Origin of the sequence: Bacillus sp. FSL W8-0102, from assembly GCF_038007225.1 — a bacterium.
GTDB lineage: Bacteria > Bacillota > Bacilli > Bacillales > DSM-4216 > Bacillus_O > Bacillus_O smithii.
This window is the reverse complement of sequence record NZ_JBBOWT010000001.1, coordinates 979387-995866: the sequence shown is the minus strand read 5'-3', so window position 1 is coordinate 995866 and position 16480 is coordinate 979387. Positions and strand designations below refer to the sequence as shown.

Here is a 16480-nt window from a genome sequence, read left to right as displayed (position 1 = left end):
ATATTATCATTTTTTAACGGAAAAGAGGAATGTTTCATGCCTAAGCAGCTAGAAATTGAGTTTAAAAATCTGTTGACCGAAGAGGAATTCCATCGTTTGACCGACCGTTTCCGCGTCAGCCAAAACGACTTTTTTTCGCATAAAAACCATTATTTTGATACACCTTCTTTTTTATTGAAAGAAAATAAAATGGCTTTAAGAATTCGCGAAACTAACAACCATTTTGAACTTACATTAAAACAGCCTTACGAAAAAGGCCTTCTTGAAACCAATCAAACTTTAAATTCGGAAGAAGCGACCATGATGCTGACTTCCGGCATGATCCCTGATGGAGAAGTGAAGTCGGCATTGATTCAATCTTCTGTTCCACTTTCAGAATTAAAATGCTTCGGCACTCTAACTACTTGCCGTGCTGAAATTCCTTACAAAGATGGCATTCTCGTATTGGACAAGAGTTGGTATTTAAATACTCAAGATTTTGAGCTAGAATATGAAGTAGAAAATTATGATGTCGGAAAAGAAAAATTCTTATCACTATTGCAGCAATACGGTATCCCGGTCAGAAAAACGGAAAATAAAATCAAACGTTTTTATAACGCACTGATGTCGAAATAACGAAGTAAGGAGGAAGGATTATGGTCAATAACAATTGGTTGGGGCTTATCACGCAATTGAACGCTCTTGGCAATATCGCCTCTTCTCCCGTTCAATCCGTGTCGTCACAAACACTTTTTCACGAGGAACCGCTGAATTCATTTGGCATCATTTTCCAGGAAGCGTTAAAAGAAGGCTTAGAAATCATAGAAGATTATGAGAACCATCATTCGGCTCCTCCTTTGATCACTAAGCCCGGCGCAGATGTGATCGCTTCTACAGACGATTCTTCTGTAAAAACGGATTTTGATGAATACATAACGAAAGCGGCTGAAACGTACCACGTTCCGAAAAAACTGATTCAAGCCGTCATCAGGCAAGAGTCTAATTTCAATCCAAACGCCGTCAGCCCTGTCGGCGCAATAGGATTGATGCAATTGATGCCCGCAACGGCAAGGTCGCTTGGAGTCAGCAATCCAATGGATCCCGAAGAAAATATTTTTGGGGGGACCAAATATTTACGGCAGCTTCTCGATCGCTTTGACAATAATATTGAGCTTGCCCTAGCCGCTTATAACGCCGGTCCCGGAAACGTAGAAAAATACGGAGGCATCCCGCCGTTTCAAGAAACGGAAAATTATGTACGCAATATTGCTCAACATTTTTATGCATAATATATAATATAAATCCGGCATGACAGTTTCCATCTTCTTGAACAGGATATGAAAGAGATTGAGCATCTATTCGACCTTATTTCAGAAGCTGGGAGCTGAAATCTATCGCCGGTCTTTTTTCCGCTTTTTCACCAAATGTGATATACTATTTTTGAAAAATGTTTATCTTTTTGCAATTTGCATGTGCTTTTATGTGCAAATACGTTGCGGCGAAACTTAGGTGCATTTTGAACGCTAACGTTGATGAGGGCACCGAACCCACCGTTAAAAGCTATTTGTTTGAGTTCTCTTTCTATCACTGATACAATAAGCTTAAAAATACTAACACTAAGGATTGAAGGAGCCTGAATAATGGTTGAAAATGCGGTAACGCCTTATGATGTCATCGGTGAAAAGAAACTTTCCGATTTAGTAGACGCTTTTTATGCCAATGTGGCTAAAGACCCTGATTTATCCCCTATTTTCCCTGATGACCTAACCGAAACAGCCAGAAAACAAAAACAATTTTTGACCCAATTTTTAGGTGGGCCTCCTTTATACTCTCAAGAACATGGACACCCCATGTTAAGAGCGCGGCACATGAATTTTCCGGTTACACCGAAACGTGCAGAAGCCTGGCTCAACTGCATGAAAAGGGCAATGGATAAAGTGGGACTGGCGGGGGAATTTCGTGAATTTCTCTTAATGCGACTGACGCTGACGGCCCATCATATGATCAACACACCCGAAGAACAAGGTGAAGTATAGTGGAACAAATATTTTTTTTCCAAAATTGCTGCAGCAAAGAAAAGAAACCGCTGGAAATCTACTTTTTTATTGATCCGTTGTGTCCTCAATGTTGGGCGTTGGAACCGATTTTAAAGAAACTGCACATTGAATATGGACAGTATTTTCGTCTTAGACACATATTAACGGGAAAATTGACAGCATTAAATATCGGCAAAAAAAGGCATGAAAACATGGCCCAATATTGGGAAAGAACAGCAAGCCGGACGGGGATGTCCTGTGACGGAACTCTCTGGCTTGAAAATCCTATTTCCTCTCCTTATATCGTTTCTGTAGCCATTAAAGCAGCCGAATTGCAAGGCAGAAAAGCCGGAAGCCGATTTTTAAGAAAGGTGCAAGAACGATTGTTTTTGGAAAAACAAAATGTGACGAAGATGGATGTTCTTGTACAAAGTGCAGAAGAAGCGAATCTCGATGTAGAAGAATTTAAAAACGATTTGCATGCCGATCCGGCGGTAAAAGCTTTTCAATGCGATTTAAAAATCACCTCGGAAATGGAAGTAGATGAAATTCCAACTTTGGTGTTTTTTAATGAGAATATCGAAGATGAAGGAATTAAAGTTACTGGAACTTATCCATATGAAATTTATGTTCAAATTATCCAAGAGATGCTGCCGGAAACTCCTGAACCTTTATCTCCACCCCCGCTCGAAGTATTTTTGAAACATTATCAATTCGTGGCCACTAAAGAAGTGGCTGTTGTCTATGATTGGGAGACGGCCGATGCTGAAAAAGAGCTTAAGAAGCTTATGCTTCAAAGAAAAGTGGAAAAAATACCTGCAAAGCACGGGGTTTTTTGGAAATATATCGGTTAAAAAGCAAGTGTTCTTTTACAAAAGGATCACTTGCTTTTTATTTTTTATGGAGAAATTTTTCAAAATGCATTTTGAAGCAGTGTATGTACACGTTGCAAAGCATTGTGAATGAACGATCTTCTTTTACTTTACAACGTTTCCATTCCACCCTGCACAGAATCCTACCGTGCTTTCCTCTCTCCCAATGAAGCCCACCCTCTTTTGGATTTTTTGTTTCTCATCATTATGAACATTTTGTTAATCTTTGATATAGTAGTGATGAATCCTTTTTTTCATTTGAATCGTATACAATAGAAGAACGACAAATATAGACAGGAGTTGCCGAAAAGTGAAATGGATTTTAGATCTCTTGATTCGGATTCTCATTACCATACCGTCGATGATCTTCATTTGGGCGCTCGTATATTTTCTGTTTCATCATTTATTTTGGTTATCATCGGCAGTTTCCATTTTTGCCGGTTTCGTGATCTACCAATGGCTAAAATGGATGATGACTGGAAAGTTTTTGAAACAGCAAGGTTTATCAAGAAAAGAATATCGCTTTATCCGCAAAAATTTAAAAGAAGCGAAGCTAAAAATGAAACGCCTTCAGAAAGCTTTTCTAAGTGTTCGCCAAATCGATACGTTCAGACTGTTTTATGACATGTACAAATTAGTCAGAAAAATATATAGTCTCATAAAAAAAGAACCGAAGCGATTTTATCAGGCAGAGTCATTTTTTTATGTTCATCTGGATTCAATGGTAGAACTCATTGAAAAATACGCCTTATTAAATACACAGCCCGTTCAAAATAAAGAAATGATACAAAGCGTTCAAGAAACGAAGCGCACTTTACAGGAATTGCATCATGAAGTGGAGAAAGATTTATATCAACTGCTTTCAAACGATATGGATGAACTCCAATTTGAACTGGAATATGCAAAACGCTCCCTCAGACATAAACACCCGCTCTCACGTCATGAAAGGAGAAACAGCACAAAATGACAGATGAAAAAAAATCGTTAACCCCTGAACATTCCAGTGATGGAATCGATGATTTACTTGCCAACCCTTTTGGAAGCAACGAATTTATATTGGATCAAAAAGAGAATCAAACGGAAGTCGGCCATAAAGCCGATTCTAACCGTTTAGTCGACATTTTGCCTGAAGAGCATCGTCAAAAAGCATATGAACTGAGCAAACAAATTGATCCCACCGATCATCAAGCCATCATTTTATACGGAACGCAAGCGCAATCTAAATTACTCCATTTCTCGCAAACGATGCTTGAACATGTACAAAATAAAGACATTGGCGAAATCGGCGATATTTTAAGCGAATTGATGCAAAAGCTCGAACAAGTAAACCCTGAAGAGCTGCAGCCGGAAAAGAAAAACTTTTTCCTGCGGATGTTTGGGAAAATTTCTCATTCGGTTCACGAAATATTATCCAAATATCAAAAAACGAGCGCTCAAATCGAACGCATTAGCGTGAAACTCGATCTTGCCAAACAAACATTGCTTCGTGATATCCAATTGTTAGAACAATTGTATGAGAAAAACAAAGACTATTTCCATGCTTTGAATATTTATATTGCGGCAGGCGAGTTAAAATTAGAGGAACTTCATACGAAGATCATTCCGGAACTGAGAAAAAAAGCGGAAACATCCGGCGACCAAATGGCTTATCAAGAAGTAAATGATATGGTGCAGTTCGCTGATCGACTGGAAAAACGTCTGCACGATTTAAAATTAAGCCGTCAAATTACGATCCAAAGCGCACCACAAATTCGATTAATTCAAAATACAAACCAAACATTAGCGGAAAAAATTCAATCCTCGATTATGACGGCGATTCCGTTGTGGAAAAATCAAATCGCGATTGCGTTAACGCTGATTCGCCAACGTCATGCAGTAGAAGCTCAAAAACAAGTCAGCAAAACAACGAATGAATTATTGCTGAAAAATGCTGAAATGCTAAAAGCAAACACCATCGAAACGGCTCAAGAAAACGAAAGAGGCCTCGTCGATATTGAAACACTGAAAAAAACTCAAGAAAACTTGATCTCGACATTAGAAGAAGTGTTGCGCATACAACAAGAAGGCCGCGCCAAACGTTACCAAGTCGAGCAAGAGCTTTCCACAATGGAAAACGAACTAAAACAAAAGCTGCTGAATTTAAAGTGAAAAAATTAGAAGTGGGGAAACATCTTCCCCACTTTTTTATGAATGGAAACCTTTACGTGCAAGGTAGATACAAAATCAGCCTTTCATTGAACGAATGGACATAGCATTTCCACCATATCAACGAAGAATGTTCTCTCGGATAGCTCCTTTTAAAAATAAAGCCTAAAACAGTCTATGTCCGATCTTCCTAATACCGCCTTTCTCCCCTCCTATCGACTCCCCTCATCTAAAAATCTATTCGACTTACCTGTTCTCCAGCCTATTAGTACTTTCTATTCTTCCGTCCAAAAACAAACATTCATTCATTAAACAACAGCCATTCACCGGAGCTTTGTTGCCCCCAAAAAGTAGGATTAAAATGACCATAAGATAAAATGAACACTATTTTAGTAGATTTTCGTCAATGTCCATCATAAAGAGAAAAGGCCTTGCAGTGACAAACTGCAAGGCCTTTTCTCGAACAAAGGGGATGGGAGAAATTTTTCACGGTCAAACAAAGGGGTATATGTTTGCTTGTGATCAACTTCACGTTTTTAATATATCAATTATTTTTTTAGTTTTCAAGAGTTTGCTCGAATTTTCACAGATTTGTCAAATTCCGAATGAATGTTAGAAAAAGAGCACATCAAGATGGCCTCTTCCCCTTATTTGAATGAATGCGATGCCCTTTTCATAATAATGAAATAGGGAAATAGAGCAAAAAACAGCGAAGGAGGCTGTCTCGATTGAAAAAACTTCCCATTCTATTTCTTACCATTCTGCTTCTATTGACATTATTGATCAATTTGCTTGGACTTATGAAGTTAGTACCGCTTTACATTACTTCCCCCATTTTATTTATTGTGATTTTTCTATTTATTAGTTATCTGAACGATCGAAAACGTTTTAAAGGATTTCGTTAAAAACTATGAATTTCTGCGGGGAAATGATGGAGAATTTCAAGGAAAGAAGTAATGTTTTTCCAATGCTCAATGGAACGTTCACCATCCCTGTTAAGCGAAAATAACCATCAGCGGAGAGAAATCCCCACTGATGGCCGTTATTTCTCCTTTGTTATTGCTCTAATAATGATTCGAGTTCGGACAGCTTTTCTTCAAATACTTTCAAAGCCTGTTCAATTGGTTCAGGTGTCGTCATATCAACCCCTGCTTTTTTCAGCACTTCAATTGGATAATCGGAACTGCCCGCTTTTAAGAAATGATTGATGTAACGATCAACTGCCGGTTTCCCTTCGGTTAATATTTGTGAACTTAGAGCTTGGGCTGCACTGAATCCAGTTGCGTATTGATATACGTAATAATTGTAGTAGAAATGCGGAATCCGCGCCCATTCTAAACCGATTTCTTCATCGATGGTCATCCCCGTGCCAAAATACTTCTTGTTCAATTCATAATATTCCTTAGTCAATAGCTCAGATGTCAATGCTTCGCCGTTTTGTTCCTTCTGATGGATGATATGTTCAAATTCAGCAAACATGGTTTGACGGAAGACTGTGCCTCGGAATCCTTCCAAATAATGATTCAAAATATACATCCGCTCTTTTTCGTCTTTCAACGTTTTCAATAAATACTCATTTAAAAGCGCCTCATTGCATGTCGAAGCAACTTCCGCCACAAAGATGGAATAATCGCCATACACAAACGGCTGATTTTTTCTCGTATAGTAGCTGTGAACGCTATGACCGAATTCATGTGCAAGCGTAAACAGATTGTTCACATTGTCTTGCCAGTTCAAAAGAATATAAGGATTCGTTCCATAGGATCCGGAAGAATAGGCGCCACTTCTTTTCCCTTTATTTTCTACAACATCCACCCAACGATTCTCAAAGCCTTTTTTCAAGACATTCAAATAATCGTCTCCAAGAGGAGCTAAACCTTTCAATACATAGTCTTTGGCTTCCTCGTAAGTTACATTCAGATCGACATCTTGAACGAGCGGCGTATAAAGGTCATACATGTGAAGATCATCGAGTTGTAACACTTTTTTGCGCAAATCCACATAGCGATGAAGCAAGTGAAGATGTTTATTCACTGTCTCCACTAAATTATCGTACACTTTCTCCGGGATGTTGTTAGAAGAAAGAGCCGCTTGGCGGGCACTTTCATAATTACGAACCCTTGCATAAAAATTGTCTCGTTTTACTTGGCCGTTCAATGTGCTGGCAAATGTATTTTGAAACTTTCCATATGTTTCATAAACCGCTTTAAAAGCTTCGCGGCGCACTCTGCGATCTTTTGATTCCAAAAATTGAATAAAGCGGCCATGGGTGATTTGCACTTTTTCCCCATTCTCGTCTTCAATGGCCGGAAACTCCAAATCGGCATTATTTAAAACGCCGAACGTATTGCTGGAAGCACTCATTACCTCTGAAGCTTGGGCCAACAACGCTTCTTGATCGGCATCAAGAACGTGAGGGCGCTCGCGGTTGATTTCTTCAATGGCGTGGCGATACAGTTTTAATTCTTCTTTTTCTTCTAAGAACTTTTCAAGTTTGCTTTCATCGATGCTCAATATTTCCGGAACGACAAAAGAAAGGCTGCTGGCTACTTGTGAATACAAGCTTTTCGCACGCGCATCCAGCCCTTGATAAAATGAATTTGTCGTATCTTCATCATATCTCATATGAGAATAGGCATATAATTTTCCCATCCTCAGCAGCAATTCATCTTGAAAAGTCAGGAGTTCATACAATTGATCTGCACTTTCTCCCAACTTTCCCTTAAAGGTAGCTGCTTTTTTCGCTAATTCTTTAACGGCTTCGAATTCTTTTTCCCATTCTTCATCGGAGGCAAATATATCTTCCAGCCTCCATTTCAGCTCTTCCGGCACTTCATTGCGAGAAGGCAACGTCTTTGCCTGTGTTTCTGTCATCAATATCCCTCCATCGAAAACGTCAGCATTCCATACTTTTTGTTCATCTCTTCGCATGAGAGTTTCACTATATATTTTACACTTATTGCCGAAATTATCCTGCTTAAGTGCTCAAATTTGGAGTGAATTTAATATAATCTCTTTATATTTGTTCAGCAATAGCCTCTCCTCTTGATACTGCTTGTCCACCGTGGAAGCGTCGATTGCTTGCTTTTGCACGATAAATTTTCCTCCCCCTATATTCAGTAAAACATCCATGCTTGCAAGTAATAGAAAATATTGAAATACCGTCTTTTCTAGTGTTATCGGTTCAATAAGGGGAAACTCGCGAATCACCAACTCCCCTTTTTTTACACGTCTTAGTAAAACTACTAATCCTTGTTTAATATGAACGGTTTGACCGATCTTGACACGGTAAAGCAAATCGGACCATAAATAATATTGCCATTCGACGGGATGGCTTCGAATCCAGATGCTATGTTTGACGGGAAGTCCTATGCAAGAATGAAGAAGTTGAGGATTTTGGCCGTTGAAATAAACGGTTTTCAAAAACGGATCACGGAAAGCTTTGGAATAACGAATTTTACGGCTGATCCACCGTCGTTTTTCCTCAAGCCACTGAGCCATGGTAAAAAAGCGCGAGACACTCGGTTTACGTAGAGAGAACGGAAAAGCAAGCTGATCCATCAATAAGCTCACTTGTACGCCGAAAAATTTGACCGGCGAAAATGGAAAGAGGAAAAGATAAAAATGAAACATTTTCGTTTCTGGTTGGAAGGCAGGAAACCAATACCCCCAGTGCGGTGAGTATTGAAAAAACATTTGTTGAAAAGAAGTAAAAGAAAAAAGACGAAAACGATCTTGTGAAACGGTCTGACCTCCGTAAATCCAAAGCGGCTTTAAGCCGTGTTTTCGATAAAAGTCCGTTCGTTTTTGAAAAAGAGAGACAGAAAGGGGAGAACACTGGATTTCAATTGCCAAAGGCGGATTTTTCAAAAGCAAATCGGGGCGCTGCTGAATGGAGGGTAAATAAGCTTCTAATTGGACATCGAGTCGTTGATTTCGAAGCCATTCATAAAGAAGAAGTTTGCTCGATAAATGCCGTTCCGATTCCCGCTCAGAAGAAGCAGGACATTTTTGGTTGGAAATATGAGCAAAATGAGGGATCTTCGTTGAACCGATTTTTAATGTGAGCGGAGAGCGGCAACAAGGGCAATAAAAACGTTTTTCCTTTTTCCATCGCTTTAAAGCCTCCTTATCACGGCAAGACAATAAATGAACGGCTGTACCTTTTTCATCATAGGCAGTAAACACCTCCTCACCTCCCAACCTTAAGATTACGACATTCATGCTTCAAATCCCTGCGCCGTGTGAACTACCCACCACCTACGCTTCGCTTAGAGGCGGGGGCTTCAAGCGACTTGTGCGTGTTCGCTGAACGGTAAGCCACACACAAGAACCCTTTACGCTTCCCTTCGTTCCGAAGGTGTCCGTTCTAGCTATATTCTATCCTATTAGTTGGCTATCGCCAACCGAAATTCATCTCCCCACTTATCGTTGGGCTATCGCCCTTCTCACGCTTGAAGTGGGAGACTTCTTTCGGAAATAATGTTAAAAAACCGAAAAACCGTACAAAAAAAGAGGCTGACCCAAAAGGTCGATAAAATCGACTTTTTAGGGCTCAGCCTTTTTCTTTAGAATGATTTATTGGATATTATTGGTTGTAATTCGTGCACAGAAGATCATTCCCCTGTTTTATTCCCTCACTTTTTGTTGTTTTTCAGTGTATGTTGCCCACTTTTTCAAATTGTGGGCAACACAAATAAGACCCCATTCCACCGTTGTTTTGGAAAGGCCTCTTAATGTAAATCGTTGGAAGTGGCTGTTGTGCTTAATTTGAGCAAATACTGGCTCCACTTCTATTTTTCGTTGTCTATACTTCTTTTTCGCTTCCTCCGAGGTTAATCTTTCACGGACTTCTTGGCGCTGCTTCTGATTCTTCATGGAAACACTGATGCTTTTTGTGTTCTTTCCTTTTGCACAAGAAGATTGAAAAGGGCATCCATAGCAGTCTGTGCACATGTAAGTTCGTTTCACCGATTCATACCCATTTTCTGATTTCCGTTTTCTTTCGTAACTAAAGGTAAGTCGTTTATTATTTGCACAGATCCATTCGTCTAATTCCTCGTCATAAGTCATGTTCTCCAATTTACCGATTTGATTTTTCCAAGCTTTTGTTTGTTCCTTATCGAATGTGTTGTATTTAACCAGTGCTTCCATTTCTTCCTTTTCACAATAATCATAGTTTTCTTCGCTACCATAACCAGAATCGGCAATGAGTGTCTTTGGTTTTGGCCGATTATACTTTTTCATTAATTCAAAGTGAGGAATTAGGCAGCCGGGATCTCCGGCACGTTGATGTAGACTGAACCCTGTGATAAATTGTCCTTCCGTTCCGATTTGTACATTGTAACCAGCCTTTAATTGACCGTTCTTCATGTGGTCTTCTTTCATGCGCATGAAAGTGGCATCTTTATCCGTTTTTGAATAGCTGTTTCGGTCGCCAAATGTTGCTTTTTGTTCTTCATATTTTTGCTTTCTGGGCAAAAGATCCTTTTCCAATTGTCGTTTTGCTTTTTTCAGGGTTCGATTTGTAGGTTCCTGTTCTAATTTTTTCTCTACCTTTTTGATGGTCTCTTGGATTTTCTCGGAGGTAACAGGAGCTGCCTCCAATTTTTCTTGAAAATCCATTTCTTTTTCAGCTTGCTCATCTTCTTTCATTACTTCCTCAATCGATAAGACGATCTGTTTGTATTTCTCATCCAGCTTTGTATCGAACTTTTCGGTCGCCTTCCTCCAAACAAAAGTATATCGATTAGCGTTAGCTTCAATTTTCGTTCCATCAAAATAATAATCTTCAAGCTTTACTAACCCCTCCTGGCATAAAAGATCCACAATTCCGAAGAAGGTTTCATAAATGACATCCTTCATACGATTGGAGCGAAATCGATTGATTGTACGAAAATCAGGTTTTTGGTTTCCCGAAAGCCACATAAAATAAATGTTTTCTCCCAGTTGTTTAGCAATTTGCCGGGAAGAATAAATTCGATTGACGTAGGCATAAAGGATAATTTTTAACATCATTTTGGGATGGTAAGGCGGGCGGCCGCCACCAGGATGAAGAGAAAGAAGGATGTTTGGATTCATCTTTTCTACTGCCAAATCCACAATTCGGCAAAGATGATGTTCGGGGATTAGAACTTCTATATCCATTGGTAGAACTAATTGTCCTGTCGTGGTATAATTTATGTACATAAGAAAATCGTTCCTTTCCGGTAGATTGGTTGTAGTGACTAAATTATACCAAAAAAGAACGATTTTCTTTATTTTTTTGTACAGAGTTTCAAGATTAATTTTTCACTCTGTTGATTGGAGTGGAAGGCGCGAAGACTCCTGCGGGAGTACGGGACAGGGGAGACCCCGCAGGAGCGTAAGCGACGAGGAGGCTCCCCGACACGCCCGCGGAAAGCGAAGCGCCTGGAACGGAAATCAACAGACCAGGTTCAAAGAACCATTCACAAAAAATGGGTGTCCCTAAAAGCTATACTTTTGGGACACCCTCCATCATTTTGGACATACGGTTAAGAGAAATACTTTTGCAGTGTACGGAATACATCGTTTTCTATAATGACTTTTCCGTATTCCTCCAGAACATGAATCGTCGTATTGGTTTCTTTCCCAAATTCAAGCAAAATGCTTAAATAATTATCGATATCTTCTTCCGTAAACAATTCCTCAGGAAATTCGACATATACATAATATTTATCGTCATAGGCAAAAAGCTTTGTTTGCAAATCGTCCAGACCTGGCTGGGCAGCAAGTCCGATCAAGTCTTCAAAATCATTAAATACCAGCAAAAATTCTAAAGAATCTTCTTCATCACCGTCTAACGGTCGAATGTGGAAATGCTGGTCTAAAAGCTCTTCAAAACGCTCATCCATCGGGAATTCTCGCAGTTTCTCTTCCGGAATGGGCAATTCTAAACGTTGACCGTCTTTGGAGATTTGCGCTTTCGTCACTAAGATTTCAAGCCCTTTTTCCAAAGCTTGCACTTGGATCCAGATCGGTCCTTCCACAGCGAAATCTTCTTCCTCATGCACTTCATCCATAACTTCCCAAAAGAGTTCTTCACTGCGTTCCCGGTTATACCAGATTTCTTCGCGGTCAAAACCTCTTTCTTCTATATCAACATACGAAATGTAAAACTTGACTGTATTTTCATTTATACGTTCTATGTCCATTGATTACCTCTCCCTTCTGGATATAAGGTGATGAAGGGACTGCACCCCCGAGCACTGCTCTGTTCGTTGGTGATTGCATTACAATTATTTTTACCTTGTACTTCTATTTTATGATAAAACATCAGGAAAGGGAAATAAAAATCCCTCCCAATACGAAAATTCCTTGCTTTGCCTAAAACATAATGAACTGTGTTTTGTCATTCTATCTAAAATTTTTAAAATATTCAAGTGAAAATGATTGATTTGACCTAAATGAATTTTCTTTTTTAGAAAGAACAACAGAACAACAAATTAGCATAAAAAACCGTTCATTCCACACGCTTTAAAAAAGAATGATCCAATCTCTTCCCTTCTTTATATTCAAAAGGGACAGGCATCCCCTGTCCCTTTTAAAAAATACTTGTTATGAGCGTTTTTTTCGACTTGCCACTATCAAGGCTATCAAGGAAAGGACAACAGCAGCGATCGACAGCACGACAGAAACGGTTTCTGCGGACGACCCATTGTGATCTGTTTGTTTTTTCTCATCGGAAGGAGATGTAACAGATGAATCATGGTCGTGACCTTGCTCATCGGATTGCACCGTTTTTTGCGGCGATGCTGTAATTTCTGTTACAGAATGCGGTGTATCTGTGTTTTCCTCTCCTGTCCACTCCACAATGCTTCCATCCTTATAGTATTGATACGCATTCCACGCCACTTTCGTTTCCTTATCCGGATTCTTGGCGATAAATTGAAATTGCTCAAATTGTCCCGGCAATATTCCATTGCCTTTCGCTTCCCAAGTCACCGTATTGACTTTTCCGGAAGAATCTTTTTCTGTTTTTATATTCCAGTTTGGATCCGGCTGATAAGACTCAAACTCCACTCCTGCCGGTATTTTTAAAACCACTTTCGTTGTAGGGACATTTTTTTCAACCGGAATTTTGATCGTATACGTTTCCCATCCTCCCGGTGTGGATACTTTTGGATTCACTGTCACATGGGCGCTGGCCATGCCGTTGAAAAAGAAAAAGGTTGCCGTAAGCAACAAAGCCGTTTTACTGATCTTACGAATCCATTGTTTCATCTTAACCACTCCTTTTTATTTTTTATCGCTTATATAAAGTTGAAAATCAGCATCAATCGAATCAAACGATTGGGTCAAACCATGAATGTGTATTTTCCAATCCCCTTCCATTGGGATCGTTCCGGTGACATAGCCGGATCCCATGGATTTGGTTGGTACTTGAATCGTTGTATTTCCCATATCCATATCTAATGAATTCAATGTCATCACCACTTGCTGAAGCCCTTGAACGGATTTCCCTTGATTATTAACAATATTGATATAAAATGAATTTTTCCCAACGTCAGCTGGGTCTACTTTCAAAGAAACTACATAGCCGTTTTCTGTTTTCTTCGTTTCATGAAAAGCTCCATTTGCCTCGAAGGCAGTAGGCATATTGGCCAACATGGCGGCAACGGCTAACGTCAAAATTCCGACGGAGAATTCTATCCAAACCGTTCGCCCTAATATTTTTTCTTTTTTTCTGCCTCGAACCCAATGATAAGCAGCAAACGCCATGATCACTACAAATAAAAAGACTTTCGCCAGAAAAAAGCGGCCATATGTCGTTGAAATAACGGAATGCCAGTTAGGAATATGAATCGAGCCGCTGTAAAGTCCCGTTGCAAGAATAATCGCTGAAATGACCATACCCCAAACGGAAAAGCGATGAATGGCCTTCCAATAAGAAGACTTATAATCTTCTTGATCCTGTTGAGACAAACTGGCCGGCAACAGAAAACATATGGACAACAACGATCCGAGCCAAATCGATGCTGCGGCTAAATGGAGAAAGTCAGCCATTAACGCCAACAATCGATGTTCAGCTGTGGCCGCATGTCCAATGAATGCCTTTGTTAAAAGCAGTCCGAACCCCACCATCCAAGAAGCGATCAGCCAGCCGCTGCGGTCATGGCGCAAAGCCTTTATCAGAAAAAGATACAGAAAGATTAAAAGGATCCATTGCGCTAAAAAAACAGGTCCGAAATTCGTATAAAATAGTGTATTTTTGACATATGAAAACTGAAAAGCGTTCAACCAGCTTACATCGGCGTCCAATTTTGCCTGCAACGGCAAGGAAAGGAGGATGCTGACAGTTATTCCGACAGCCGATATCCAAACTAGCAAATTCCTGCGGCTGAGAAATGATTCAAGGCTATTTTTTTGAGGGGGCAAAATACATAACTGAAAAAAGATCACCCCGATCAATAGAGCATAACTCACATACTGCAGCCATCGAATTAAAATCATATCCGCTTTTGGAAAGTATCCTTTTGTTTCGTTTGCCAACGGTGCATTGCTTTGGCTTCCGTCTCCGATCCGGAATGGAATCGTCCCCTCCACAGGATGCCCATCGCCGGAAATCACTTTCCAACGGATCACGTATGTACCTTTTGGAAGATTCTTTTTTAAGCTGGCTGTCAATATAGAAGGATGGTTTTTCTCAACATGTCCGTCTTCCCTGTCGACTCTATTTCCTTTCTCATCTATTACTTTCAATGAATGAAAAACAGGCTGTATCGCTTCATTAAAAATAATTTTTACATTGGCTGGTCCTTTATCCAATACCTCATTCTCCGACGGGGAAGATTGAATGATATAAGCATGAGCCTGCGACAACGAAGGATGAAGAACACACAACAAAAAAATAATGAATATCGCTAAACCGGCTTGTTTACTTTTCAAAGTCTCCAACTCCCAATGTGATCATGCCTCAATCGCAGCAGCTTGAGCTAAAACCTTTCATTTTTCGTTGAATATTTTGGATGGCTTCGTCAAAGGTATAAATTTGCCCGCCAAAACCAGTTTGAAATTGTCTAATTTGTTTCAGTGATTGAAAAACAAGGACTTGAGGATAGCAGCAATGCATATCAATATCGGCATCCATTAAATAGTAAGCTGTTTTAGCGCTGATAGTCGTATCGTTGAGAAAATCCTTGCAAAGAATTTGCGAAACGTCTTCTTCGATATCGTCATATCTCAACAGTCCGCAATGTGGACAGCAAGTTTCTTCAATACGCTGGTCCACCCTGATAATTTGGACACTATGCCGGCTAGTGGATGGTTTATAACAATAAGAACAGATGTTGTGAGACGGTTGCGTCTCTTTTCGTATTGTAATCCCTCTCGAAGTTTTCACAATCTTTTTCTGATCCATTAATACATTGATGTCCCTATAAACAGTCATTTCTGAAACGTTTAACCTCTTGCTTATTTCCGCTACACTTAAAAATTCTTCCGTCTCAAGCCATTTTACAATTTGCCGCTGTCTTTCAACCGGAATCATACAATTCCTCCTTCCTTTTCAAAGGTAGCTTTCTTTTCCCCACGTTTCAATATGTATGATCAAAAATATGTGAAAAAATGATGAAATTTTTTATTTTCTCACATATTTTCACATAACTTTTTGTTTCAATCAACCAACACTAGAATTTTTTCATTCTCCTTAAAGAAATCAGCTATTGGATTCCTTTCATTTTGCTTTCAAATTCTAAGTTTTCCAAAATAAAAAAAGCACGCCTTTTTATCAGCATGCTTTAAAGATTTATTGCTTCATAATGGTTCTATTTATTTAATTCAACGATGGTACCTGTCTTCAAATACACAATCCATTCGCAAATATTTGTCACATAATCTCCGATTCGTTCCAAATGCTGAGCAGCAAGCAGGAGATGCGACGCTTGATGAATTTGTGACTGATTTTGTTTCATGTCTTCCACTAAATCTAATACAATCTGTGAAAAATAACGGTCTACCATGTCGTCCCTTTCGGACACTTTCACCGCCGTCAGCTCGTTTAAGGAAATATAGGCTTCAAGCACTTCGTGAACCATTTCTTTCACACATTCTGCCATTTGGGGGATTTTGATGAGCGGTTTTAAATAAATTTCATTTTCCAAACGGATGGTGATTTTTGCAATGCTCACTGCATGGTCAGCCATCCGTTCCAAATCGGTTGCCACTTTCAACATGGTCGCAATCTTCCTTAAATCAGTGCCAACCGGCTGCTGCGTAGCGATCAACTCAAAGCATTTCTTTTCAATTTCAATTTCATAATCATTGATCTTCGGATCGTTATGGATGACATTTGTTGCTTGCTCCGAATCTTTTTCGACCAGCGAATGCACGCTTTTAAAAATCGCTTCTTCCACCAGAAGTCCCATTTTTAACAACGTCTCATGCAGCTCCTGCAAACGAATTTCAAATAATTTTCTAGGCACTTTA

15 protein-coding genes are annotated in these 16480 nt (G+C 39.6%); 7 read left to right on the top strand and 8 right to left on the bottom strand.

Translation table 11 applies throughout. From position 1 onward, the window contains the following. The first annotated feature begins 36 nt into the window (after positions 1 to 36). The 7 genes from N1I87_RS04805 (at position 37) to N1I87_RS04775 (ending at position 5937) form a co-directional block, all read left to right on the top strand. Positions 37 to 615, top strand: coding sequence for a CYTH domain-containing protein (locus tag N1I87_RS04805; RefSeq protein ID WP_327803816.1), 579 nt, complete (start codon positions 37 to 39; stop codon positions 613 to 615). A gap of 20 nt (positions 616 to 635) precedes the next feature. Continuing rightward, positions 636 to 1268: a lytic transglycosylase domain-containing protein gene (locus N1I87_RS04800; RefSeq protein WP_341100838.1), complete on the top strand. Its 633-nt coding sequence runs from the start codon at positions 636 to 638 to the stop codon at positions 1266 to 1268. Between the two features lie 351 nt (positions 1269 to 1619). Continuing rightward, on the top strand, positions 1620 to 2015 hold the full coding sequence (locus N1I87_RS04795) for a globin domain-containing protein (protein ID WP_003353650.1): 396 nt from the start codon (positions 1620 to 1622) through the stop codon (positions 2013 to 2015). Then, complete coding sequence (locus N1I87_RS04790; protein WP_003353652.1) at positions 2015 to 2869, top strand: ClpXP adapter SpxH family protein; 855 nt, start codon at positions 2015 to 2017, stop codon at positions 2867 to 2869. The genes N1I87_RS04795 and N1I87_RS04790 overlap by 1 nt, the downstream gene beginning before the upstream one ends. Before the next feature lie 328 nt (positions 2870 to 3197). Next, positions 3198 to 3854, top strand: a complete 657-nt coding sequence (locus N1I87_RS04785; RefSeq protein ID WP_003353653.1) for a 5-bromo-4-chloroindolyl phosphate hydrolysis family protein — start codon at positions 3198 to 3200, stop codon at positions 3852 to 3854. Further along, positions 3851 to 5035, top strand: a complete 1185-nt coding sequence (locus tag N1I87_RS04780; protein WP_003353654.1) for a toxic anion resistance protein — start codon at positions 3851 to 3853, stop codon at positions 5033 to 5035. The genes N1I87_RS04785 and N1I87_RS04780 overlap by 4 nt, the downstream gene beginning before the upstream one ends. 725 nt (positions 5036 to 5760) lie before the next feature. Then, on the top strand, positions 5761 to 5937 hold the full coding sequence (locus N1I87_RS04775; RefSeq protein WP_003353655.1) for a hypothetical protein: 177 nt from the start codon (positions 5761 to 5763) through the stop codon (positions 5935 to 5937). Positions 5938 to 6088: 151 nt separating this feature from the next. Here the strand turns inward: N1I87_RS04775 and pepF are convergent, their stop codons facing one another. The 8 genes from pepF to phoU all read right to left on the bottom strand — a co-directional run bounded on the left by pepF (position 6089) and on the right by phoU (position 16476). Next, positions 6089 to 7906, bottom strand: a complete 1818-nt coding sequence (pepF, locus tag N1I87_RS04770) for an oligoendopeptidase F (RefSeq protein WP_003353656.1) — start codon at positions 7904 to 7906, stop codon at positions 6089 to 6091. 111 nt (positions 7907 to 8017) lie between these two features. After that, a complete protein-coding gene (locus tag N1I87_RS04765; RefSeq protein WP_341100837.1) occupies positions 8018 to 9220 on the bottom strand; it encodes a competence protein CoiA in 1203 nt (400 codons plus the stop codon). A gap of 441 nt (positions 9221 to 9661) precedes the next feature. After that, a complete protein-coding gene (locus N1I87_RS04760) occupies positions 9662 to 11221 on the bottom strand; it encodes an IS1182 family transposase (RefSeq protein ID WP_270584763.1) in 1560 nt (519 codons plus the stop codon). Positions 11222 to 11547: 326 nt separating this feature from the next. Further along, positions 11548 to 12207, bottom strand: a complete 660-nt coding sequence (mecA, locus tag N1I87_RS04755; protein ID WP_341100835.1) for an adaptor protein MecA — start codon at positions 12205 to 12207, stop codon at positions 11548 to 11550. Positions 12208 to 12610: 403 nt separating this feature from the next. Next, complete coding sequence (locus N1I87_RS04750) at positions 12611 to 13276, bottom strand: YcnI family copper-binding membrane protein (protein WP_341100833.1); 666 nt, start codon at positions 13274 to 13276, stop codon at positions 12611 to 12613. A 15-nt stretch (positions 13277 to 13291) separates the two neighbouring features. Then, positions 13292 to 14941: a copper resistance CopC/CopD family protein gene (locus tag N1I87_RS04745; protein WP_341100831.1), complete on the bottom strand. Its 1650-nt coding sequence runs from the start codon at positions 14939 to 14941 to the stop codon at positions 13292 to 13294. Between the two features lie 28 nt (positions 14942 to 14969). Beyond that, positions 14970 to 15542 (bottom strand): DeoR family transcriptional regulator, encoded by a 573-nt coding sequence (locus tag N1I87_RS04740; RefSeq protein WP_341100829.1) that lies wholly within the window; start codon positions 15540 to 15542, stop codon positions 14970 to 14972. Between the two features lie 277 nt (positions 15543 to 15819). Continuing rightward, the gene (gene phoU / locus N1I87_RS04735) at positions 15820 to 16476 is read right to left on the bottom strand and encodes a phosphate signaling complex protein PhoU (RefSeq protein ID WP_003353664.1); all 657 of its coding nucleotides are present in this window, start codon (positions 16474 to 16476) and stop codon (positions 15820 to 15822) included. Positions 16477 to 16480 lie beyond the last annotated feature (4 nt).

Excerpts from the sequence above, each read along its gene's own strand:
- N1I87_RS04780 (WP_003353654.1), top strand. The coding sequence starts at position 3,851 with ATGACAGATGAAAAAAAATCGTTAACCCCTGAACATTCCAGTGATGGA.
- pepF (WP_003353656.1), bottom strand. The coding sequence starts at position 7,906 with ATGACAGAAACACAGGCAAAGACGTTGCCTTCTCGCAATGAAGTGCCG.
- N1I87_RS04740 (WP_341100829.1), bottom strand. The coding sequence starts at position 15,542 with ATGATTCCGGTTGAAAGACAGCGGCAAATTGTAAAATGGCTTGAGACG.
- N1I87_RS04805 (WP_327803816.1), top strand. The coding sequence starts at position 37 with ATGCCTAAGCAGCTAGAAATTGAGTTTAAAAATCTGTTGACCGAAGAG.
- mecA (WP_341100835.1), bottom strand. The coding sequence starts at position 12,207 with ATGGACATAGAACGTATAAATGAAAATACAGTCAAGTTTTACATTTCG.
- N1I87_RS04750 (WP_341100833.1), bottom strand. The coding sequence starts at position 13,276 with ATGAAACAATGGATTCGTAAGATCAGTAAAACGGCTTTGTTGCTTACG.
- N1I87_RS04800 (WP_341100838.1), top strand. The coding sequence starts at position 636 with ATGGTCAATAACAATTGGTTGGGGCTTATCACGCAATTGAACGCTCTT.
- N1I87_RS04795 (WP_003353650.1), top strand. The coding sequence starts at position 1,620 with ATGGTTGAAAATGCGGTAACGCCTTATGATGTCATCGGTGAAAAGAAA.
- N1I87_RS04760 (WP_270584763.1), bottom strand. The coding sequence starts at position 11,221 with ATGTACATAAATTATACCACGACAGGACAATTAGTTCTACCAATGGAT.